At 67.5% G+C, this 21,212-nt stretch carries 18 protein-coding genes and 2 pseudogenes; 13 read left to right on the forward strand and 7 right to left on the reverse strand.

Annotated elements, in window-relative coordinates:
• Window positions 1-39 precede the first annotated feature (39 nt).
• From FHP25_RS05105 to FHP25_RS05115, 3 genes are all read right to left on the reverse strand, one after another.
• Window positions 40-408, reverse strand: coding sequence for a hypothetical protein (locus FHP25_RS05105; protein WP_147845822.1), 369 nt, complete (start codon window positions 406-408; stop codon window positions 40-42).
• Between the two features lie 18 nt (window positions 409-426).
• Window positions 427-918 (reverse strand): hypothetical protein, encoded by a 492-nt coding sequence (locus FHP25_RS05110; RefSeq protein WP_147845823.1) that lies wholly within the window; start codon window positions 916-918, stop codon window positions 427-429.
• Between the two features lie 307 nt (window positions 919-1,225).
• On the reverse strand, window positions 1,226-3,166 hold the full coding sequence (locus FHP25_RS05115) for a sigma-54-dependent Fis family transcriptional regulator (RefSeq protein ID WP_147845824.1): 1,941 nt from the start codon (window positions 3,164-3,166) through the stop codon (window positions 1,226-1,228).
• A 401-nt stretch (window positions 3,167-3,567) separates the two neighbouring features.
• Here FHP25_RS05115 and FHP25_RS05120 point away from each other — a divergent pair, with 401 nt between their 5' ends.
• The 3 genes from FHP25_RS05120 (at window position 3,568) to FHP25_RS05130 (ending at window position 6,438) form a co-directional block, all read left to right on the forward strand.
• Window positions 3,568-4,965, forward strand: a complete 1,398-nt coding sequence (locus FHP25_RS05120; RefSeq protein WP_178133310.1) for an LLM class flavin-dependent oxidoreductase — start codon at window positions 3,568-3,570, stop codon at window positions 4,963-4,965.
• 12 nt (window positions 4,966-4,977) lie between these two features.
• Window positions 4,978-5,910, forward strand: coding sequence for an alpha/beta hydrolase (locus tag FHP25_RS05125; RefSeq protein WP_147845826.1), 933 nt, complete (start codon window positions 4,978-4,980; stop codon window positions 5,908-5,910).
• Between the two features lie 210 nt (window positions 5,911-6,120).
• Window positions 6,121-6,438 carry a helix-turn-helix domain-containing protein gene (locus FHP25_RS05130; RefSeq protein ID WP_218578186.1) on the forward strand — a complete coding sequence of 106 codons (318 nt, stop codon included), beginning with the start codon at window positions 6,121-6,123 and terminating at the stop codon, window positions 6,436-6,438.
• Window positions 6,439-6,529: 91 nt separating this feature from the next.
• On the opposite strand, the gene FHP25_RS05135 is transcribed toward FHP25_RS05130, so the two are convergent.
• Window positions 6,530-6,898, reverse strand: coding sequence for a hypothetical protein (locus FHP25_RS05135; RefSeq protein WP_147845828.1), 369 nt, complete (start codon window positions 6,896-6,898; stop codon window positions 6,530-6,532).
• A gap of 207 nt (window positions 6,899-7,105) precedes the next feature.
• Here FHP25_RS05135 and FHP25_RS05140 point away from each other — a divergent pair.
• A pseudogene (locus FHP25_RS05140) lies at window positions 7,106-7,335 on the forward strand (mobile mystery protein B); the annotation flags it as partial.
• A 97-nt stretch (window positions 7,336-7,432) separates the two neighbouring features.
• Here FHP25_RS05140 and FHP25_RS05145 read toward each other — a convergent pair.
• The gene (locus FHP25_RS05145; RefSeq protein WP_178133311.1) at window positions 7,433-8,218 is read right to left on the reverse strand and encodes a DUF4347 domain-containing protein; all 786 of its coding nucleotides are present in this window, start codon (window positions 8,216-8,218) and stop codon (window positions 7,433-7,435) included.
• A gap of 157 nt (window positions 8,219-8,375) precedes the next feature.
• Here FHP25_RS05145 and FHP25_RS40675 point away from each other — a divergent pair, with 157 nt between their 5' ends.
• From FHP25_RS40675 to FHP25_RS05160, 4 genes and pseudogenes are all read left to right on the forward strand, one after another.
• Window positions 8,376-8,639: a hypothetical protein gene (locus FHP25_RS40675; RefSeq protein WP_178133312.1), complete on the forward strand. Its 264-nt coding sequence runs from the start codon at window positions 8,376-8,378 to the stop codon at window positions 8,637-8,639.
• A gap of 411 nt (window positions 8,640-9,050) precedes the next feature.
• The gene (locus tag FHP25_RS05150) at window positions 9,051-9,521 is read left to right on the forward strand and encodes a helix-turn-helix domain-containing protein (RefSeq protein ID WP_147845830.1); all 471 of its coding nucleotides are present in this window, start codon (window positions 9,051-9,053) and stop codon (window positions 9,519-9,521) included.
• Between the two features lie 116 nt (window positions 9,522-9,637).
• Window positions 9,638-9,894: pseudogene (locus FHP25_RS05155) on the forward strand (IS91 family transposase); the annotation flags it as partial.
• 522 nt (window positions 9,895-10,416) lie between these two features.
• A complete protein-coding gene (locus tag FHP25_RS05160) occupies window positions 10,417-13,638 on the forward strand; it encodes a GmrSD restriction endonuclease domain-containing protein (RefSeq protein ID WP_147845832.1) in 3,222 nt (1,073 codons plus the stop codon).
• A gap of 70 nt (window positions 13,639-13,708) precedes the next feature.
• Here FHP25_RS05160 and FHP25_RS42390 read toward each other — a convergent pair whose 3' ends face one another.
• Both FHP25_RS42390 and FHP25_RS42395 read right to left on the reverse strand, forming a co-directional pair.
• Window positions 13,709-14,215: an adenylate/guanylate cyclase domain-containing protein gene (locus tag FHP25_RS42390; RefSeq protein ID WP_218578189.1), complete on the reverse strand. Its 507-nt coding sequence runs from the start codon at window positions 14,213-14,215 to the stop codon at window positions 13,709-13,711.
• Window positions 14,212-14,373, reverse strand: coding sequence for a hypothetical protein (locus FHP25_RS42395; RefSeq protein ID WP_218578190.1), 162 nt, complete (start codon window positions 14,371-14,373; stop codon window positions 14,212-14,214). The genes FHP25_RS42390 and FHP25_RS42395 overlap by 4 nt, the downstream gene beginning before the upstream one ends.
• 404 nt (window positions 14,374-14,777) lie before the next feature.
• Between FHP25_RS42395 and FHP25_RS05170 the strand changes: the two genes are divergently transcribed.
• The 5 genes from FHP25_RS05170 (at window position 14,778) to FHP25_RS05190 (ending at window position 21,208) form a co-directional block, all read left to right on the forward strand.
• Window positions 14,778-17,000, forward strand: coding sequence for a DUF3987 domain-containing protein (locus FHP25_RS05170; protein ID WP_147845833.1), 2,223 nt, complete (start codon window positions 14,778-14,780; stop codon window positions 16,998-17,000).
• A 545-nt stretch (window positions 17,001-17,545) separates the two neighbouring features.
• Window positions 17,546-17,947, forward strand: a complete 402-nt coding sequence (locus FHP25_RS05175; protein WP_147845834.1) for a hypothetical protein — start codon at window positions 17,546-17,548, stop codon at window positions 17,945-17,947.
• A gap of 203 nt (window positions 17,948-18,150) precedes the next feature.
• Window positions 18,151-18,369, forward strand: coding sequence for a hypothetical protein (locus FHP25_RS05180; protein ID WP_147845835.1), 219 nt, complete (start codon window positions 18,151-18,153; stop codon window positions 18,367-18,369).
• Entirely contained in the window at window positions 18,366-19,793 is a 1,428-nt protein-coding gene (locus tag FHP25_RS05185) for a TolC family protein (protein ID WP_218578191.1), read from the forward strand. The genes FHP25_RS05180 and FHP25_RS05185 overlap by 4 nt, the downstream gene beginning before the upstream one ends.
• Before the next feature lie 17 nt (window positions 19,794-19,810).
• A complete protein-coding gene (locus FHP25_RS05190; RefSeq protein WP_147845836.1) occupies window positions 19,811-21,208 on the forward strand; it encodes a multicopper oxidase family protein in 1,398 nt (465 codons plus the stop codon).
• The last annotated feature ends 4 nt before the right edge of the window (window positions 21,209-21,212 follow it).

Below are 21,212 nucleotides of genomic sequence, written 5' to 3' on the forward strand. Positions count from 1 at the left end.
ATCGCCTGCAGGAGAACCTGCGCTGACCCGGCGCGGTTCTCACGACCGCGCCCGGGCCTCGGCCAGCCGTCGGTCGTCCTCGGTCTGGTACTGCGGTGTCGTATCGCGGGGCATGCGGGTGTCGGCGCCGCGCGTCGATGCCGCCGCGGCGCGCCAGCCGTCATCGTCCCAGCGCGCTTCGAGGCGGACGATGGCGCCGGGCGTGGACATCGTGCCGAACGCCTGCAGCGCCGCTCGCACGATCCGGTCCTGGTCGGCCGGATCGAACGGCCGGCCGGCGCTGTGGCCCAGCGGGTAGTCGACGAAGACCGCGCGTGGCGGCGCGCCTGCTTCGAGGATGTCCAGCGCGCTGCCCAGGCAGAGGGTCGGGATGCCGAGCGTCTCGAGATGTCGTGCTGCCAGACTCACGGTCTGGTGGCAGACGGGTCACATCGGGACGAGGAGCGCGACATCGACCGCCTGCTGCTTGAGGATGCCCTCGATCTGCGGAATCAGCTCCTCGCGCACGCGGCGCTGCGAATAGATGCCGCCCATGCAGGAGACGGCGTCGTCGGCCAGCGATCCCACCATGCCCTCGTCGCGCAGACGGCGCAGCGCCGCCAGCGGCACCAGGCATTGCGGGTCGCGGCGCGCGCTTTCGAGGTAGTTCTCCGTGATATGCGCGAAGCGCAGCTGCTCCGGCGGCGTGTCCATCGGGATGCGCCGGACCGAGGCGTCATCCTTGTAGTGGAACGCGACCTGCCCGGCGACGTAGCAGCCCGAGGTGGTCAGCAGCCCCAGCCGCGACTCGGCCAGCGGCTTGCGGAGCGGCGCGACCGGCGGCTTCTCGTCCGCGACGTACCAGCGATAGGGCGCGTAGCCGAGGCTGGCGTAGCGCTGCGTGATGGCTTCGATATAGCGGACGGGCTGTGGCTCCATGATGTCCATCAATACACTGTCGGCACCGAAAGGGAAGCCCGTCGCGGCAGCCAGGGCGATGAGCGGCGGCGGTTCGAGCCTGGAGGTGGGAATCGTAGGTCGATATACATCCGTCATCCCGAGCGCGAGGGATCTCCCGCGTGAGACGCACGGTGCGCCACTCGCAGGAGATCCCTCTCCTGAGCCTGTCGAAGGGGCGCTCGGGATGACGGGGGTGATGCCATTCAATCGGAACATGCTCTGACGTCCGCGTGCCTGAGCGGCGCGACGGTCGGGATGCATCCTCGGCCGGCTTGCGGCGGCCTGATCACCCGTATCGTACCCGGTGCCCCGTCGTCGCCTGGTCGCGCAAGCGCCGGTAGAGCGTGGTGCGGGCGACGCCCAGCGCGCGTGCCGCGCGGCTGATGTTGCCGCCCTCGCGCTTCAGGGTCACCTCGATCACCTGCCATTCCGCATCGCGGATCGTCGCCGTGGCGCCGGGGCTGCTGCCGGCACCGTCGCGCAGCGCCGCCGGCAGGTGCTCGGCGCGCAGCACGCCGTCGCTCGACAGCAGCGCCATGCGCTCCAGCGCATTGCGAAGCTCGCGCACATTGCCCGGCCAGCGGTACCGGCGGAACGTGTCCATGACCTCGGGCGCGATGCGCAGCATGGGGGCGCCTGCGGCGACCTCGCGCAGCAGATGCGCCGCCAGGCCCGGGATGTCGTGGGCGCGCTCGCGCAGCGGCGGCACGGTCAGCGCTGCGACGTTGAGGCGATGGTAGAGATCGGCACGGAAACGACCGGCCGCGACATCCTGGTCCAGCGGCCGGTTGGTGGCGGCGATGACCCGTGCGGTGATGCGGCGCGGCGTGCCGTCGCCCAGCCGCCAGACCATGCCCTCCTCGAGCACCCGCAGCAGGTAGGGCTGCAGATCCAGTGGCATGTCGCCGATCTCGTCGAGGAACAGCACGCCGCCCTGCGCCTGCTCGAAGCGGCCGCGGGCGCCGCCACGGCGTGCGCCCGTGAACGCACCCTCGCCATGTCCGAACAGCTCGCTGGCCAGGATCTCCTTGGGCAGCGCGGCGCAGTTGATGGGCACGAAGGGGCCGTTGCGGCCTGGCCCCGCCGCATGCAGCGCGCGGGCCAGCACATCCTTGCCGGTGCCGGTCTCACCCTGCAGCAGGATCGGCGTCCTGGTTTGCACGAAGCGCTCGGCCTGGCGCAGCAGCTCAACGAGCGCTGGCGAGGAGAGGGCGAGCGTCTGGAACGCCGGCGCCACCATCGGCGCGGCCTGTTGCGTGGCAGCGGCGCGCATGCGCGGCGGCAGCCGCAGCACGATGCCGATGCTGCCTGCCTGGTGGCGCAGCGGCGAAAGCCATTCCGGCCGCACGCCGGGCACGCGGGCGGCGAGGCGGACGAGATCGTCGCGCGCCAGCCGGTCGGCGGCCAGCACGCGCGCGAGCCTGGCGGCATCGATGCCATGGGCGCGCAGGACCGGGCGCGCGGCCGGCGTCTGCGCGACGACATGGCCGCGCAGGTCGAGCAGCACCGCGGCTTCGTGGTCAGGCACGGTGCTCTCGAACAGCGCCACCTGGCGTGCGCGCTCGGCAAGCCGCCGGTCCAGCAGGTGCGATTGAAGCTGGCCCACCAGCGACATCACGAACGGCCAGGTCTGCGCGTTCACCGTGTCGGGTGGGCCGGTCACGTCGACGGCACCCAGGATGCGCCCGTCGTCGGCGTCACGGATCAGCGCCGCCGCGCAGCTCCAGCGCTTGGCGACCTCGCAGAAATGCTCCTGCGCATGGATGTGCAGCGGCCTGCCCAGCGCCAGCGCCGTTCCGACCGCATTGGTGCCGCCGCTGTATTCATGCCAGGCCGCGCCGGGCAGGATGTGGTCCGCCGCCATGCGGTCGGTGAGCTGCGGGTCGCCATCGACTGACAGAAGCGTGCCGTTGGGATCGCTGGTGATCAGGATGGTGCGCGAGTCCACGAGGTAAGGCACGATCGGCGGTATGCAGGCACGCACCGCGTCGCGCAGATCCGCGTTTTCCAGCTGCAGCCGTTCGACGCCGGCGCCGGCGACGTGCATGGGTGCCGACCGCGTCCCGGGATCGACGCCTTGCTGCCGGCAGCGTCGCCACGACTCCATGACGACGTCGCGCACCGCCTCGCCGTCGACCGGGCAGTCGTTGACGAACCGCTCCCACACGCGCCCGACGGTGCGCTCGTAATCCCTCGAACAGATCTGCGCCAACGACATCGTCTTCATCGCCACGCTCCTCCCGAGGACCCCAGGGCATTCGCATATGCCCCTACCGTCATCCCGAGCGTAGCGAGGGATCTCCCGCGAATGGCGCGCCGTGCGCCTTGCCGCAGGAGATCCCTCGCTGGCGCTCGGGATGACAGCGAGGTCATATGCGAATGCCCCCGGTGCCTTGATTTGTTGGGCGCGAGGATAGGTGTGGGCACGGCGGCCTGTAAACCGATGTGGGTGTAGCGTTTTGCTACACCTGGAGCGTCACGTGTCCCGTCGCGCAACGATCCTGATCGCGCGTCGCGGCGCCAAGCCATTGTGGGACAACGACTCTGCCTCTTGGCATGCCCGTTGCGCTTGAGTCCCTGGTCGGCATCCCATGCCGCCGCAAGCAAGTCGCAGGAGGAAATCGGGACATGTTGGAAATCGGCGTCTTCAACAACGGCGCATCGAGCTTGCCGGTGATCACCACCAAGGACGGCACCACCGTCAATGACGGCACGCTCAAGCAGGTGCACGCCGCCGCGCAGGAAACGCTGGTGAACCAAGTGCGCCAGGGCATCCTGGCGGAGCGTCTGGGCTTCCAGTCGTTCTGGCTCACCGAGCACCACTTCCAGCCCGAGGGCGCGGAGATGAGTCCCAATCCGCTGCTCACCCAGATGGCGATCGCCGCGCAGACGCGCCGCATACGTCTGGGGCAGTGCGCCAACATCGTGGTGTGGCACCACCCCGTGCGCTTCGCCGAGCAGGTGGCGCTGCTCGACGTGATCAGCGGCGGGCGCGTCGAATGCGGCGTGGGCCGCGGCTACCAGCCGCGCGAGAACGAGGTGCTGGGCCGGCCCTATGGCTCGACCATCCAGGACCAGGAGCGCAACCGCAAGGCGTTCGAGGAGGTGATCGCGCTGGTCAAGAAGTGCTGGACGGAGCCGTCCTTCTCGCATCGCGGCGAGAACTTCTCGATCCCGCCCACCTACACCAAGTGGAACCACAAGCAGACGCTGGCCTACTTCGACATGGAGAAGGTCGAGCGTTCGATCGAGGACGTGCTGGCCGTAGGCGAGCCCGACATGTACTCGGTCGGCAGCCCGGTGCTGGCCACGACCACGACCCTGAAGGAGCTGCAGGTGTTTCCGCAGCCGCTGCAGAAGCCGCATCCGCAGCTGTGGGAACCGCTCACCAGCTCGCGCTCGATCAAGTGGGCGGCGCAGAAGGGCGTCAACGGCGTCTTCATCGTCGAGCCCAACGACCGGCTGCGGCGCAACATCGACATCTATTACGAGGAGGCCGAGAAGAACGGCTGGCCCGACATGCACAACCGCGGCCGCTTCAAGTATGGCTGGGACGCGGCCAAGCGGCGCGGCATCATGACCAGCCGCTACATCCATGTCACCACGCCGGGCAAGGAGAAGCAGGCGCTGGAGCGTGCCGGTCGGGCGATGGAGCTGCAGTTCGACTACTACGGCCCGTTCGGCTTCGGGGCCGTGCTGGCGCGGCTGGACGAGCCGATGTTCGATCTCAACCGCAAGGTGACGGCGGAGATGCTGCGTGAGCGCGAGATCGCGATCCAGGGCTCCAGGCAGTTCGTGATCGACAAGATCATGAAGATGAAGACCGAATGCGGCTACGAGGACTTCTCCTTCCTGGCCTGGTTCGAGCTGGGCGGCTTCGAGGGCCGCGAGATCGAGGACCAGATGCAGCTCTTCGCCGAGGAGGTGATGCCCGTGATCGTGCGCGAATGCGGCGGCAAGGTCGAGCTGCCGAGCGTCGGCCGCGACTTCGTCGGTGCGCCGCGGCAGCGCGCCGCGGCCGAGTAGGGGAGACGTGCCATGCCCAGCAAGGGATCACAGGACATCAAGACGCTGTACAAGGGGTGGGTGGCCGCGATGGCCGCCGACCCGGCCATGCCGCTGGACGAGCTGCGCCGCATGTTCGATCACTGGGGCGACATCACGGCCGAGCCCGGCGGCGTCGATGCGATCGAGGTCGATGCCGGCGGGGTGCCGGCGCTGTGGGCGGTGCCCAAGGGCTGCGCCGCCGACCGCGTGCTGCTGTGCACGCATGGCGGCGGCTATGTCACAGGCTCGATGTACACGCACCGCAAGGTGTTCGGCCACATCGCCAAGGCGGTGGGCTGCCGCGCCCTCATCGTGCACTACCGCCGGGCACCTGAATCGGTGCATCCCGGCCCGGTGGACGACGCCGTGGCCTGCTATCGCTGGCTGCTGGAGAAGGAGGGCATCGCGCCGCGGCACATCGCGCTCACCGGCGACTCGGCGGGCGGCGGGCTGGCCATCACCACGCTGCTGCGGGCGCGCGAGCAAGGCCTGCCGATGCCTGCGGCCACCATGCCGCTGTCGCCGTGGGCCGATATGGAAGCAACTGGCAGGACCTTCGAGACCAATGCCGACAAGGACGTGCTGGTGTCGCGCGGCATCATCAAGGCCATGGCCGGCACGTTCCTCGGCGCTGCCGGCGATCCGCGCGATCCGCTGGCCAGCCCCGTCCATGCCGACCTGAAGGGCCTGCCGCCGATCTACATCCAGGTCGGCGCCGACGAGACGCTGCTGGATGACAGCCGCCGGCTGGCCGAGAACGCCCGCCAGGCAGGCGTCGAGGTCACGCTCGACGTCTTCCCCGACATGCAGCACGTGTTCCACTTCCTGGCCGGCGTCGCGCCCGAGGCGGACGACGCCATCGCCAAGCTGGCGGCCTGGGTGCGGCCGCGGCTGGGCCTCGGCCAGCGCCGCCGCGCCGCCTGAGGGCCGGCAGCATCCGATATCGAAGACGCGCCGCGGCGTGGCGGGCGTGTCTGCTTTCGACTACCTTCCCCCGCTTGCGGGGGAAGGTGGCGCGAAGCGCCGGATGGGGGACGCTTCAACGCAAATGGTGCATGCCATCGAGCACCCGCGCTGTTGCACCACCCCCCAACCATATGCGATCGCCCTGCCTGGACCATGGCGGGTCGCACGATGACCAGGAAAGCATTCAACAGCACCATGGCGGGCATTCAGGATGCGATCGCTTATGCCGAGGGCGACGAGAGCCGGGCCGGTCGGGTGATCCGCATCAAGCCGGTCGACGTCAAGGCCATGCGCTCGGCCACCGGGCTCAATCAGCACGAGTTCGCCAACGTGTCCGGCATCCCCTTCAACACCTTGGTGAAGTGGGAGCAGGGGCAACGCGAACCCACCGGCGCCGCGCGTCTGCTGCCCCATGTCATTGCGGCTGAGCCGCGCAAGGTCATGAGGATCGCCCGCACGGTGCAGAGCGTCAATCCCCGGACGTGACAGGAAGCGTGGGCACCTATGAGTTGGCCACCGCCTGCGGTGGCCAGGAGAGGCCGGACGCCCTTCTGCTGCTGCGGTTCGATTGTCACCATCACCGTCGCGCCGGTGCCTCGGCCAGCCGTCGGTCATCCTCGGTCTGATATTGCGGCGTGGTAGCGCGCGGCATGCGGGTGTCGGCGCCGCGCGTCGATGCCGCGGCGGCGCGCCAGCCGTCGTCGTCCCAGTGCGCCGCGAGCCTGACGATCGCGCCCGGCTCAGCCATCGTGCTGAATGCCAGCAGCGCCGCACGCACGACCCGGTCCTGGTCGGCGCGGTCGAACGGCCTGCCCGCGCTGTGGCCCAGCGGATAGTCGACGAAGACCGCGCGCGGCGGTGCGCCCGCCTCGAGGATGTCGAGCGCGCTGCCGAGGCAGAGCATCGGGATGCCCAGCGCTTCGAGGTGTCGGGCGGCCAGACTCACGGTCTGGTGGCAGACGGGTCAGATGGGCACGAGGAGCGCGACGTCCACCGCCTGCTGCCTGAAGATCCCTTCGATCTGCAGCGGGCCAACGCAAGCGCGATCGCTTGAAGGGCCTTGGAGGAAATTCCAGCTTGGCGATTCTCTCGCTCCAAAAAACCAGGTTTCAACCTGAATCTATACGTCATAAATCAAGCTGTAGCCTGATTCGCCATGCGCTTTCATCACCGGCTGGTGGCGATCCACCCTTTCCCAATGGCAACGGGCGGCACTCGCGGTTGATGGCCGATCTTCTCATCGAGCGGCTTGGCGGAACGCCGTTCAGTTGGGGAGGCGGCAGCCTTGCCGATACCGGCGAGCTGCGCAGGCGCTATGTGGAGGCGCTGCGCGCGGCAGACAACCACGATATCGGACCGCTTCTCGCGTTCGCGCGGTTGTAGCCCTCAAGCCTCGCTTGAGGAAGCAGGGCGGGTGCGGAACTGGCAGACAGTCGTCGTGATCGAGCGGGCATGCTCGCTGCGACCTGGTTCGCGCGTCCTACGGATTGTCGCGTATCGGCCTCCGCAGAAACTGCCCATTCAAAATGACCTTGGCGTCCGGCGAGCTTTCAGAGGCCCAAGGCATCCATTCCAAATCTCTCCAGCGGCTTTTCGGCTCGTCCTGCTGACCCTCCAGCGACCCGCTGTAAAGATACTCCGTATCCCGCATGCCGGGTTCCATGCAGGTCTCGTTGGGGCGAAGCATCTTATGCCCCAGCATGTATCCTACGGTCGTGAAGGCAACGATCGTTCGGTTTGGCCAAAGCCCCGACAGCGCCATCAGCAGGTCGTCGCCTTTTTTTCCCTGGCCGGCCAGGCAGCCCATGAACAGGATTGTCGCACGCTGCTCTGTCCCCCAGTAGATGCGCATCAGGCTGGAGGAGAGGTTGCCGAGGTTCTTTACCGACAACGCCATGAGTTCCCTTTCCTCCGAGATGGGCTGGCCACCGAGATAGATCCTGCCGGGCAGCCCATGAGCAACGATGGCCAATCGCGTCACAAACTCACCGGGCCTGCATGGCGCGGACGTGCAGCCGGGCAGGGACCAGAGACCGGCCGATGGCGGCGTGGGGCACATGTGCGGCGGAAGGCTGATCCGAAGCTTGTCGAGTTGACCCGCGAGATGGTCGATGTTTGCAAAACGAAGGCCGACATCCCAGCCGCCCTGTCCGTGGGTCTTGGCGTCGGGATCGGTCGGGTGCGGCAACGGCGCGCCGCCGAGGCGCGCATTGGTGCATACTTTCGTTGGAACATCTTCTGCGTTGGCCCAGACTGCGAGCGACATGTAAACCTCCTCCGCGGGCGACGCTCGCGCCGGTCCGCGTCCAAGAAAATGGCAAGAAAGAAAGTGTGTACTCAACCAATTTCGCGACCGTCTTAGCTTCCTCGGCCCGGGCGGTCTTGGATCGGCGCGACAATTGAATAGGACTGGAGCGGCCTGGATGGGCGGCGTGGCAGCGCGCGGCATGCGCGTGTCGGCGCCGCGCGTCGACGCCGCGGCGGCGCGCCAGCCGTTGTCGTCCCAGCGCGCCGCGAGCCTGACGACCGCGCCCGACTCAGCCATCGTGCCGAATGCCTGCAGGGCCGTGCGCACGACCCGGTCCTGGTCGGCGCGGTCGAACGGCCTTCGTCATGGGGCAGGCCGTCTCCAGAGCCGGCTTGATCTTCTTCAGGATGTCCGCGTTGGCCTGACGCGCTTTTCATAGGCTGATTGATGTTGCATATTGCAACATCAATCGTGATGTGACATGATGCAACATCGTGACGGACCCGATACCGATCCGCCGCCCACCCAGATGGGACAACCTGCGGTCCGACGAGGCGGAACGCATCATCCGGGAATGGGCAGCAGACACCGGCTGAGTCGTCATCACGAACCATGCATTTGAGAGGCTCGATGAGCGGTCGGAAATCGAGATCATCGATACGCCAACCATCTATCGGATTTTGCAGACAGGGCAGGTGTTCGGCGATCCCGTAAGAAACGAGAAAGGCCACTGGCAAGCCGTCATGGCCTCTCGGATGCCCGGCGGTCGCCATGCTTGCGCGGTAACAGTCATAATTCGGGACGACAGAAGGCTGATCGTCCGGACGGTCATGTGGAAGGATTTTGGGTCATGAAGCGGGATGACCTGTTCCATTACACGCAGTGCGGCCTCGATAACGTATGGCTGCGGAACGGCTATGAGGCCGAGGAAACCGAATACGGTCCAGGCTTCAAGATCGACCGCGCCGACGACCTGCACCGGGCGATCGCACGTTCCATCGTGAATGACAACCGACCGCTACGCGGCCAGGAGGTCCGGTTCCTGCGTGTGATGCTTCACCTGTCACAGGAGCACATGGCGAAACTCCTGGGAATCGACCGCGCGACTGTCATCCGATGGGAGAAGGCGCGCGACAAGACGCTCAATGTCATGCAGGACATCGCCGTTCGGACGACATATGCATCCAGGATCGACGGCGCGAGCTTCGTGTTGAGCGTGATCAAGGAACTGCAGGAAGCTGACGAGCGCGACCACGGTGATGCCTGTCGCGCCGTCTTCGAGGCCGACAACAGAGGCTGGCAGAACAAGACGGCAGCGTGACAGCATCAGGCGAGCTTGCGCATGGACGTGCAAGCCCGATGGATGTCCTCGAGGTTCCGCTTGGCCTCATACGTCATCAGCACATGGTGTCACGAAGATCGCCCGCACGGTGCAGCGGCTTCCACCGCATCCGCCACTACGGTCTGTTCGCCAATGGGGAGCGCGCCGAGAACCTCGCCGGCGTCCGCTATCTGCTGGCTGTTCCGACACCGCAGCATGAGCTCCGCAACGCCGACACCAACGCCGACGAGCTACCGGCGCACGCCCTCCATGCTCGTGCTGCGGTGGCCGCATGATCATCATCGAGACGTTCGAACACGGCTCCGCACCCAGAACCCGTCCGCCCAGCCCGATCAGGATCGACACATCATGACGCCGCTCATTGGAGTACGACCCCCATGGCAGCCCGCTCTCACCGGCGGTCATCGACCGGCGACGCGCAGGCTCGCCTCAGCGTCGCCTCGGCCCACCCTCTTGCATATCAGTCCGATATCGGTGCTCTCTCAAGTGGCTCGCCTTGCCACTTCGTCCCCACCGGCGACAACCTCATCTCGCCCCAACTCGCTCGGTCCAGCCGACCGCGCACAATTGCCAACCTCACTATGCCCATAGCGCGCGGCAGCACCGGGCGAACTCGCCCCGCGGCTTCCTCCTTTGAGGCTTCTCGGACGCCTGCCGCTCGAGTCTGCGGCATCGTCCCTCACGCGGCGGGCGTCCGAGAACCCTTTAACATTGTCGGAAAACTGCGGCCTCTTCCGGAAGAACCAGAAATCAAGATAGGTTTCGTTGCCAGCTGGCCGCGGAATGTGCCGCTTGCTCGGGGGCAATGGATCAGCGGCCATGCCTACTGTCAGGCACTACACAATCGCGTAGTTCTTGCGAATAGAGGTACAACATGGCTGTTCCCGACTTCCAGACCTTGATGCTTCCGTTGTTGAAGCTGGCACGCGACGGTGAGCAGCATACCATGGCCGAAGCAGTCGAGCGGCTGGCCCAAGAGTTTCAGCTTTCCGACGATGACCGAGCGCAACTTCTCAAGAGCGGAGGGACGCGGCTGTACAATCGAGTCGGCTGGACATTGACCTACCTCAAGAAGGCTGGCCTGCTCCAGGCCGTTGGGCCGGGACGCTTCCAACTGACGGATCGTGGGCGTGACGTACTCGCTAGCGAACCTACGGTCATTGATGTTGCTTTCCTGGAGACTCGGTTCCCCGAGATGTTGGACTTCCGAAAGGGCCGTTCCGGGGGCGAAGTCGCGGGCGAGGATCCGCCCGCGACATTCAACACCGCCGATGGCACATGGAATCAGCGCGCAAGCGTCGAGGAGAGGGTCCGCGAGACGATAGAACGATCAATTCCGAATGAGCCGATGCGCCGTGCGGCCTTGAACTTTCTCGCGTCAGCGATCGAGAGCGCCGATGAGGAGCGCAGCAACGCATGGTACATACGCGAGACCGAGCACGGCCTTCGGCTCATGACGGGCCGTTTGCTAGCATGCGAAGTCGGGCGGTCGAAAATGCGCGTCAGCGTCATCGGACCTGTTGGTGACGATGTTCGCGGCGCTCTCGGAGCCGAGACCGAGGAAGACTCGGAGTTCAAGCAAGTTCCTGGAGGCCTGATCCTGACGTTGCCCGTGGAGCACGCGCCGAAAGCTCTCGCCTCGCTCAAGGATGGGCTCGATAGCTTCGTTGACTTGGCGATGGCGCGCGTGCGGCGTTCGGTGAGTCTCGAAGATCATGCCCCTGAAGCGGTAACATACATCGGCAGTGTCGTCGGCCGCGAGTTGCCGCAGCCAGAGCCGGTAGCCGGGGCCCAGGAGTCCGAACAACTCGACGATGCCACGGACGAGGACGATATTGGCGCTTCGCGCGAGCCTCGGGTGCGCGGGCGTGCGCCGATCTTTGAGCATGGTCAGCGCTCCATTGCGTCGCTGATGAGCGACATCGAGCGTGAGGTGATCGCTCTGCCTGACCTGCAGCGACCCTTCGTCTGGGAAGACACTAAGGTGCGTGATCTGCTTGACTCGCTTCTCCTGGGCTTTCCTGTGGGGACGCTCGTCTTCTGGCATGCATCCAGCGATAGGGACGCTCGTGCCCTCGGAGCGGAAAGACCAGGCCTCCGAGCCACGACTTTGGTCATTGATGGTCAGCAGCGTCTCACGTCCCTCTACGCCGTGATGCGGGGGGTCGAAGTCGTCGGCAAAGACGGTGCAATGCGAAAGATCATGATCGCATTCCGGCCGCGCGACGGACGATTCGAGGTTGCCGACGCAGCGATCCGCAATGACCCTGAATTCCTGCCGAACGTGACCGAGCTCTGGGACGGGAAACGCCTTCCATCACAGCTCCGGCGCGATCTCATCAGCGGGCTTCGGGACAAGGGTCGTGCGGTCGACGACAAATACGAGGATGCCGTGGACCGCAATCTCGGTCGTGCGCATGCGATCAGCGATTACCGGTTCCCCACGGTGGACCTGCGGAAGACGGCGACAACGCCGGACGAGAGCATTACGGAGGAAGACGTCGCCGAGATCTTCGTCCGTATCAACAATCAGGGAACGCGCCTCGGCCAAGCTGACTTTGTCCTAACGCTACTTTCCGTTTATCATGGCGAATTGCGCGAGCGAATCGAGGAGCGCTCGCGCGCGATGTCCCTGGGAACGGTCGTTGGGATCGATACACAACAGCTTCTGCGGGCCGTGTGCGGCGTCGCCTTTGGTCGCGCACGAATGTCGGCCGTCTATCGCTATCTTCGCGGCGTCGATCCGGCGACCGGCGAAGCAGACGCCGCCGGACGCTTGAAACGCTTGGGCCAACTCGACGATGCAGCGAAGGAGTGCATGGAACCCACGCCGTGGCGCGACTACTTGCTTCGCGTCAAGCATGCGGGGTTCGTCAGCCAGGCGCTCGTTGCCTCCAAGAACGCCATCGTGAACGCCTATGCCTTCTACATCCGTGGCCGAAAAGCTGGTGTCCCGAAGAGCAAGCTCGACGAGATGATCGCGCGGTGGCTTTTCGGGTCGTTGCTTACGGCGCGCTATTCGGGTTCGTCGGAGACCATCTTTGAGCAGGACTTGGCTCGGGTTACCAGGCTAAGAGCTGATGACGCTGACGGCTTCGTGCGCGCACTCGACGACACGATGGGCGAGACCCTCACAGGCGACTACTGGACACACACTCTCGTCTCTGCGCTGGAAACGCAGAAGGCGCGGGCACCAGCGGCACTTGCCTTCCGAGCCGCCCAGGTCGTTCTCGGAACGCGGGCGCTTTTCTCGGACCAGCTCCTTCGAAACCTATTCGACCCGCCCGCAGGTGGTGGCCGGACCGCCAGCGAAGCTCACCATCTGTTTCCGACAACATGGCTCCACTCGCGTGGGATCCAGGAGCGTCGCCTTGTTAACCAGGTCGCCAATCTGGCGGACATCGGCTGGCACGAGAACAGTGTAATCGGCAGTCGGGGTCCCGCGGATTACGTTCCACGTCTACGCGAGAGGCTCGCCATGGACGACAATCAGTGGGGCCGCATGTGCGCCGAGCACGCCCTTCCACTGGGATGGGAGTCGATGGAGTACGCGGAGTTTCTCCGCGAGCGGCGGCGAAGGATGGCGGACATCATTCGTGTCGCGTTCCGTCAACTCGGGGCCGCGCCAGACGCTCCGCCGCTCACGCCGCCGTGGTTTCTGCCAGGCGCCGAAGCCGTGTGGCAACGCATTGTGGAGACCGAGCGCGCACTGCGTGGCGTTGTTCGTGAGGTTTACTCTGCACGTTTCGGAGAGGCGGCCGCTCGGAAGATTGAGGAGGGCATACCTGAGCGCGAACGCGAGGCCCTCGCGCGTGCGCTCCGGGCGCGCCCCGCAGGATCGGCGCCGCTGAGTATCGTCGACTACCTCTACCTCGCTCAGCTACCGCTTCTCCTGTTTTCGAAGGACGTCCAGCAGGAGGCCCGTGCTCGCTTCAGCAGGGCGGAGGATCCGAAGCAACGCCTCCTCGCTGCGATCGGCAAGATCGCGCCGGTCCGCAATGAGATTGCTCACGTCCGCGAAGTTGATCGCGACCGACTTCTTCGCGCGAGCGTCGCATGCACCGACGTGTTGGAGATGCTGCAAGGTAGGATGTGAGACCGGAACAGATTTTTCACGGCAGTGCCAAGTCTGCGCGAGAAATGGGCAACTCAGCAACGACTATGACCTATTTCACGCAGCCGAAATCGAGTGCAATCACGGCAATGGGCTCAGGACGGCAGCTTAGGGTCAGGGGACTAAACCGCTCGCGCGGTAGTTGTCGGGGAGCGCCAGAAACAACTGCGGCGTCGGTGCCGCCGGCGCCATACCGCTCGCCTTCAGCCTGTAGACCCGTACAGGCCAGGCGATATTCTTGAGCGGCCGCTCGCCGGCATTCCTCGAAGGCGATGTCGAGCTTGCCGCGCACGTCCTCCTGGACCCGGCCCGAGACGCAGATGCCGCCCGGCGCCGCCAGCTCCTGCAGCCGCGCCGCCACGTTCACCCCGTCGCCGAAGATGTCGTCGCCATCGATGATGGTGTCGCCGATGTTCACGCCAATGCGGAATTCGATGCGGCGTTCCGCCGGCACATCCGCATTGTGCGCGGCGAGGGCCGTCTGCATGTCTACGACGCAGCGCACCGCGTCGACCACGCTGGCAAACTCCAGCAGCAGGCCGTCGCCGATCGTCTTCACGATCCGCCGCCATGCTCGCTGATCTTCGGGTCAATCAGCTCACGCCGTAGCGTCTTGAGTGCCGCGAGCGTGCCGCTTTCGTCACGGCCCACGAGGCGGGAGTAGCCCGACACATCGGCCGACACGATCGCCGCCAGTCGTCGCTGCTCGCGGGGCACCCGGGTCCCCCAAATCACACCCTATGCCTTGCACTCTAGGGATCGGACCCATCACAGGCAATCGTGGTCAATGTCAGCTTTGGGTCAAGCCAGGCTGAAACGGGTAAGGCGGACCTGACCCCGCCTGGAACAAAGTCCTTGTTCTCCCATCGAGAATGGTATATGAGTCCGATCTGAGTTCGCGTTCCCGTCGCCGGGGCCAACGGGCGTTTTCGTGGGCCCCGTCGCAAGGGGCAAGGCCGCCGCCGGGTCGATATCGGGCGCTTCGTCCGCTCCACGCCACGGAGCACGCCGCCGCCGGGCCGTAGCACGGGCGTTTCCGTCGGCTGCTGCCGTCAAGCAGCATGTCCGCCGCCGCCGTCGCAACGGCCGGCATCCCTTCCACCATGATTGAGTGGCGCCCCATGAGCGCACGCGATTTCGCGGACCTGACCCATGCCGACCACGGCACGCCGCTGCGGTGGTGGCGCTACACCGATGGCTTCGCCGTCGCCAACTTCGTCGACCGCACCGGCCGGATCATCATCATGCCGGCGGTGCGCAACGGCGAGCGCTGCTACTGGCACGAGCCACTGCCGCCGTTGCCGCTCTATCGCGCGGCGGCGCTCGCGGCGCGGCCCGATGCGCCGGTGCTGGTGGTCGAGAGCGAGACGGCGGCCGAGGCCGCCGGCGTGTTGTTCCCCGACCATGTGTGCACGAGCTGGCCGGGCGGCAGCAACGCCGTCAACAAGGCCGATCTCGGGCCGCTGCAGGGGCGCGACGTCATTCTCTGGCCGGACAACGACGGCGCGGGCCTGACGGCGATGGCGCGCCTGCAGACCCGGCTGCAGAGTGTCGCGCGCACCGTGGCCAAGGTCGATGTGCCGCGATCATGGCCCAACGGCTGGGATGTCGCCAAAAGCCCGCCGGCCGGCACCACGCCCGATACGCTGCGGGCCATGCTGCGCGACGCGGGCGGCGGCATTCGCGCTCAGCCACGTCAAGAAGGGGGCGAAACGAATCGCGCGGCATCGCCCGATGCGCCCGGCGCGCGCCACTCCAGTGGCGCACCGGCCCGAAGGGCCGGCTCATGGCCTGACACTGCTTCTGATCCGGCGCTGCGCGCCGGCGCGCCACTTCAGGGTGGGCTTGCCCGCCCGCAGTGGCGCGCTCCCGGCAATGACGAGCAAGCATGCGACGAAGACCCTGCCGGCCCCGTCGCCGTTTCATCCAGTCCTGCGCCGTCGCCCGACAGCGCGTGGCCCGAGCCTGACCTGTCGTTGCTGGACGGCCATCGCGGCCACCTCCCGGCGTTCCCGGTCGGGGTCCTGCCGGCGTTCTGGCGCGACGGGTGCGGGCGTGCAGCGCAGGATGCGGGCGCTCCGGTCGACTATCTCGCGCTGGCGCTGCTGGCCGTTGGCGCCAGCCTGATCGGCACGGCGCGGCGCATCAGTCCGGTGCCGGCGTGGACGGAGCCCTGCGTGCTGTGGGCAGCGCTGGTGGGCGGCCGGTCGTCGGGCAAGACGCGCGGCCAGGAGGCGGTGCTGCGGCTGCTGCGCGTGCTGGAGGACAGCCTGGGCACGACCAGCGACGCCGCGCGCCACCGCCATCTCGCGGCGCTGGAGTCGGCGCGCCAGGTCGCGCGCTGGTGGCGCCAGCAGGTGCACAACACGGCCATGGCCGGGGCCGAGCCGCCGGAGCTGCCGCCGGACGCGGTGGCGCCGCCGCCGCTGCGTCAGCTGATCACCGGCGAGCCCGCGGTCGAGACGCTGGCCGACATGCTGCGCGGCCATCGGCGCGGCATCCTGATGGCGCCCGGCGCGCTCGCGGGCTGGCTCGACAGCACGGCGCGGCGCGTCAGGCGCCATCGCAATCGATCCGCCTGGCTGAGATGGTGGTCGGCGATCCCGCCGGAGGCCGCCGTGTCCGTTCTGGGCACGATGGAGCCTGGCAGCACCGCGGCGGCCGTCGCCGGCGACGACGGGCTGGCGGCGCGGCTGCTGTTTGCGTGCCCGGAACCCAGGCCGCCGCAGGCGCTGTCCGACCGCGCCGCGCCGCTGGGCCCCGCGGCGCTGGCGGCGCTGGCCCGGTTGCGCGACCTGCCGGAGCCGCCGCGCGTGGTGCCGCTGTCTGCCGGGGCGCGCCTCCGCTTCGAGGATTTCCGGCAGGCGCACGCGGTCGCGGCCAGCCGGCTCGATGGCGCCGAGGCGGCGTGGTGGAGCAAGGGGCCGGCCAGCGTGCTGCGCCTGGCCGGTGTGATGGCATTCCTCGCCTGGGCGTCGCAGCCGGAGGGAACGGCCGAACCGCCGATGCTGGAGCTCGGCACGCTGGAGGCCGGTGCCGGCCTGTGGCAACGCTATCTGTGGCCGCACGCGCGGGCGGTGCTCCGTTCCGGCGGCATCGATCGGGAGCCTGACATCAAGGTGCTGCGGTGGATCAGGCAGCATGCCAAGACGCAGGTCTCGCGCGAGGACCTGCGTGCCCGTGCGCTGTGCCGGACCTGCGACGCCGGCGAGACCGACGTCATCGCCGCGCGGCTGGTGGCGGAGGGCTGGCTGCGGCCGGTCGAGAACGTGCACAGGCCGCCGGGCAGGCCACCGGTCCGCTGGGTGGTCCATCCCAGGCTCTGCGAGGCGCGCGATGCGTGAGGCAGGGTTTGCGGTAGTTTCCGGTAGTGGGAGGCGACCCGCCAACCGCCTGCAAGCAAAGGTGGATTCGATTCCCGGTATATCCGGTAGCCAATTTTTCCCTCGGCGAGGGAAGGGCCTTCCCGTCATCCCGAGCGTTTGTGATTTTAGTTTCGACTACCTTCCCCCGCTTGCGGGGGAAGGTGCCCGATAGAGGCGTTTCGACGCGAAGCGTCGAAACGCCGGAGACGGATGGGGGGTGGTGCAACAGCGCGGATGCTCGATGGAATGCACCATTTGCGTTGAAGCGTCCCCCATCCGGCGCTTCGCGCTACCTTCCCCCGCAAGCGGGGGAAGGTAGTCGAAACCGACATTCCCGCTCATATGCGATCGCCCTGCCCTCCGGGGGAAGATTAAAATCACGAACGCTCGGGATGACAGAGAGCGCGGCGGCACGATCACACGCCACGCGCGATGGCTCCATCCCGCAAAGAATGAAGCTTCCCACGTGGGAGGGTGAACGGAGCGTCTTGCGAACGCCATCATCGCTCATTAGGTTGCGCGTCATGTTCGGTTGTCTGCGGCTCTTCCGCGTCCTGTTGGCGTGGCTGGCGATCGTCGCGTACGTGGCGCCCGTGGCGGCGCACGGCGCCGCCAGCACGCATGCGCACACCCAGGCGCCGAGCTGTCACGACGAGGCGGGCGATCGCGCCGTGTCGGGACACGCGCCGGCGACACCCGAGGTGGCGCCCGTCGATACCGATGATACGCATGGCGCCACGCCGGGCCCATCCGCGATGTGCTGCGTGGCGATGTGCGCTCCGGCCTTGCCGTCGTCGCCGCTGATCAGCGCCTGGTCGCCCCGGGTGCATGTCACCAGCGACAGCAGTGTTGCTGACGGGATCTTCGTGGCCTTCGTCACGCGCCTGGACCGGCCACCGAAGCCGGGCATCGCGCCCATCGGCTGACGACGCCTGACGTCTTCTTCTCTTCCCGTCGTCATCAGGAGAACCGACACGCCTTTCCCCAGGGAAAGGGGCGGTCGGGCGTCCTCGCAGCCGAGCGCTGAGCCTCGCATGCGCGTGCACTGCGCCGTGCCGGCACCGTCATCCTGACTCCAGCTGACGTCCAGCACCGCGCCTGCCGCGGAACGCCGGGACACGAGGACTGCATGAAGATCTCCGTATTGGCCGCCGCTGCCCTGGCTTTGGGCGGGTGCGCCGCCGCCCTGCCGGCCGATCCGATCGGCCCCGATCCGGCCGACAGCGCCGTGCCTGTCGCCACGCCGCGCTACGTGCCGGTGACCTCGGGCGCCACCGACTACCGGCCGGTCGAGCCCAGGTCGTGGCGTGACATGAACGATCGCGTCGCGCCCCGGAGGACGCCGTGATCGCGCGCCGATTCGCCATTGCCGTCGCCAGCGCCGCCGTGCTCTCGGGCTGCGCCCAGTTCACGCCCGACGGCGGCATGTCCGCCGTGCAGGACGCCGCGCGCGGCGCCATCGCCAAGGACGTGGTCAAGATCACCAGCGAGGACGACGCGCGCCGGGCGCGCGAGCGCGTCGATGCGCTGCTGGCCGCGCCGCTGACCAGCGACAGCGCCGTGCAGGTGGCGCTGCTCAACAACCGCGGCCTGCAGGCCGCGTACAACGACCTGGGCGTCTCCGAGGCCGACTATGTCGCCGCCAGCCTGCCGCCCAACCCGGTGGTGTCGATCGCGCGCACGGCCGGCAAGGGCAGCGTCGAGATCGAGGCCAGCATCGTGCTGAACATCCTGGCGCTGTTCACCCTGCCGGCCCGCAGCGAGATCGCCGCGCGCGAGTTCAGCCAGGCGCAGTATCGCACGGTGGAGACCACCTTCCGGCTCGCCGCCGAGACGCGGCGGGCGTGGATCCGCGCCGTCGCCGCGCAGGAGCTGGTCAACTACCTGGTGCAGGCACGCCTGTCGGCCGAAGCCGCGGCCGACCTCATGACCAGGCTGGGCGAGACGGGCGCCGCCAGCAAGCTCGACCAGGCGCGCGCCGGCGCCTTCAACGCCGAGATCGCGGTGCAGCTGGCGCAGGCGCGCCTGCGGGCGCGCACCGACCGCGAGGCGCTGATCAGGGCGCTGGGCGCCTGGGGCAAGGACATCGACTTCAAGCTGCCGGCGAGCCTGCCGCCGCTGCCGCGCAATCTCGATCCGGCCACCAACGTCGAGGTCGAGGCGATCCAGCGGCGCGTCGACGTGCTGATGGCCCGCCGCGAGCTCGATGCGACGGCCAAGGCGCTGGGCCTGACGCAGGCCACGCGCTACATCTCGCTGCTCGAGCTGGGCGGCGGCGGCACCTTCGAGCGCAGCAAGGGCGCCGAAGGCACCGAACGGTCGCACAAGCTGGGGCCGGAGCTGGGGCTCGAGATCCCGATCTTCGACTTCGGCGAGACCGGCGTGCGCCGGGCGCGCGAGGCCTATCTGCGGTCGTTGAACCGGCTGGCGGAGAAGGCCGTCAACGTGCGCTCGCAGGCCCGGGCCGCCCAGCAGGCGTACCGCGCCTCCTACGAGATCGCGCGCCGCTACCAGACCAGCGTGCTGCCGCTGCGCAAGATCGTCTCGGACGAGGCGCTGCTGCGCTACAACGGCATGCTCATCGACGTCTTCGAGCTCCTGACCACGGTGCGCGAGAGCATCGCCAGCAGCATGGCCGCGATCGAGGCGCGGCGCGACTTCCTGCTGGCCGACGTCGACTTCCAGGCAGCGATCATCGGCGGCGGCGCCGGCAGCGGTGGCGGCAGCGGCGAGAGCGCCGCGCCGGCTGCCGTGTCCGCCGCCGCCCACTGAGTGACGGAGACCATCCCATGAGCATCTCACGACGCAATCTGATGGAAGCCTCGGGCCTGGCGCTGCTGGGCGCGGCCGCGGTCAGCGGCCGCGTGCAGGCGCAATCGATCCCCGAGGCGCCGGTCATGGACAAGCCCGCGACGCAGCCGCCGCTGGTGCCCACCAGCGGCGTCGACTACCAGCCGGTGGTCACGCTGAACGGCTGGACCCTGCCGTGGCGCATGAACAACGGCTGGAAGGAGTTCCACCTCGTGGCCGAGCCGGTCGTGCGCGAGTTCGCGCCCGGCATGGTGGCGCATCTGTGGGGCTACAACGGCCAGGCGCCGGGCCCCACGATCGAGGCGGTCGAGGGCGACAAGGTGCGCATCTTCGTCACCAACAGGCTGCCCGAGCACACCACGATCCACTGGCACGGCATCATCCTGCCGTCTGGCATGGACGGCGTCGGCGGGTTGACGCAGCCGCACATCAGGCCGGGCAAGACCTTCGTCTACGAGTTCGAGCTCAAGAAGAGCGGCACGTTCATGTACCACCCGCACGCCGACGAGATGGTGCAGATGGCCATGGGCATGATGGGCATGCTCATCGTGCACCCGCGCGATCCAAAGTTCCGGCGCGTCGATCGCGATTTCGTCTTCATCATGAGTGCCTACGACATCGAGCCCGGCAGCTACATGCCGAAGGTCGCCGAGATGACCGACTTCAACATGTGGACCTGGAACAGCCGCGTGTTCCCGGGCATCGACGTGCTGCCCATCCGGCTCAACGACCGCATCCGGGTGCGCATCGCCAACCTCACCATGACCAACCATCCCATCCACGTCCACGGCCACGACGTGCGCGTGAGCTGCACCGACGGCGGCTGGGTTCCCGAGAGCGCGCAATGGCCGGAGACCACGATCGACGTGCCGGTGGGCGCCATCCGCGCCTTCGACATGCTGGCCGACAATCCGGGCGACTGGGCGTTCCACTGCCACAAGAGCCACCATGCGATGAACGCGATGGGCCATGACCTGCGCAACTTCGTGGGCGTCGACAAGCGTGCCGTGACGCAGAAGATCCGCCGCTTGGTGCCCGACTACATGCCGATGGGCAGCGCCGGCATGGCCGACATGGGCGAGATGGAGATGCCGCTGCCGGCCAACACGCTGCCGATGATGACGGGCTTCGGTCCGTTCGGCCCGATCGAGATGGGCGGCATGTTCACGGTGATGAAGATCCGCGAAGGCCTGGCGCCCAACGACTACAGCGACCCCGGCTGGTACACGCACCCCAGGGGCACGGTCGCCTACGAATGGCAGGGGCCGGCCGACCCGGCGCCCAGGGCGCCGCAGGCGCCGCAGCCGGTGCCCAAGGTCACGGGGCCGCTGCCACGCGCCGTCAAGCCGTCCGGCGGCGGCCACAACCATCACTGATCGA

The organism is Vineibacter terrae, assembly GCF_008039615.1.
Lineage (GTDB): Bacteria > Pseudomonadota > Alphaproteobacteria > Reyranellales > Reyranellaceae > Vineibacter > Vineibacter terrae.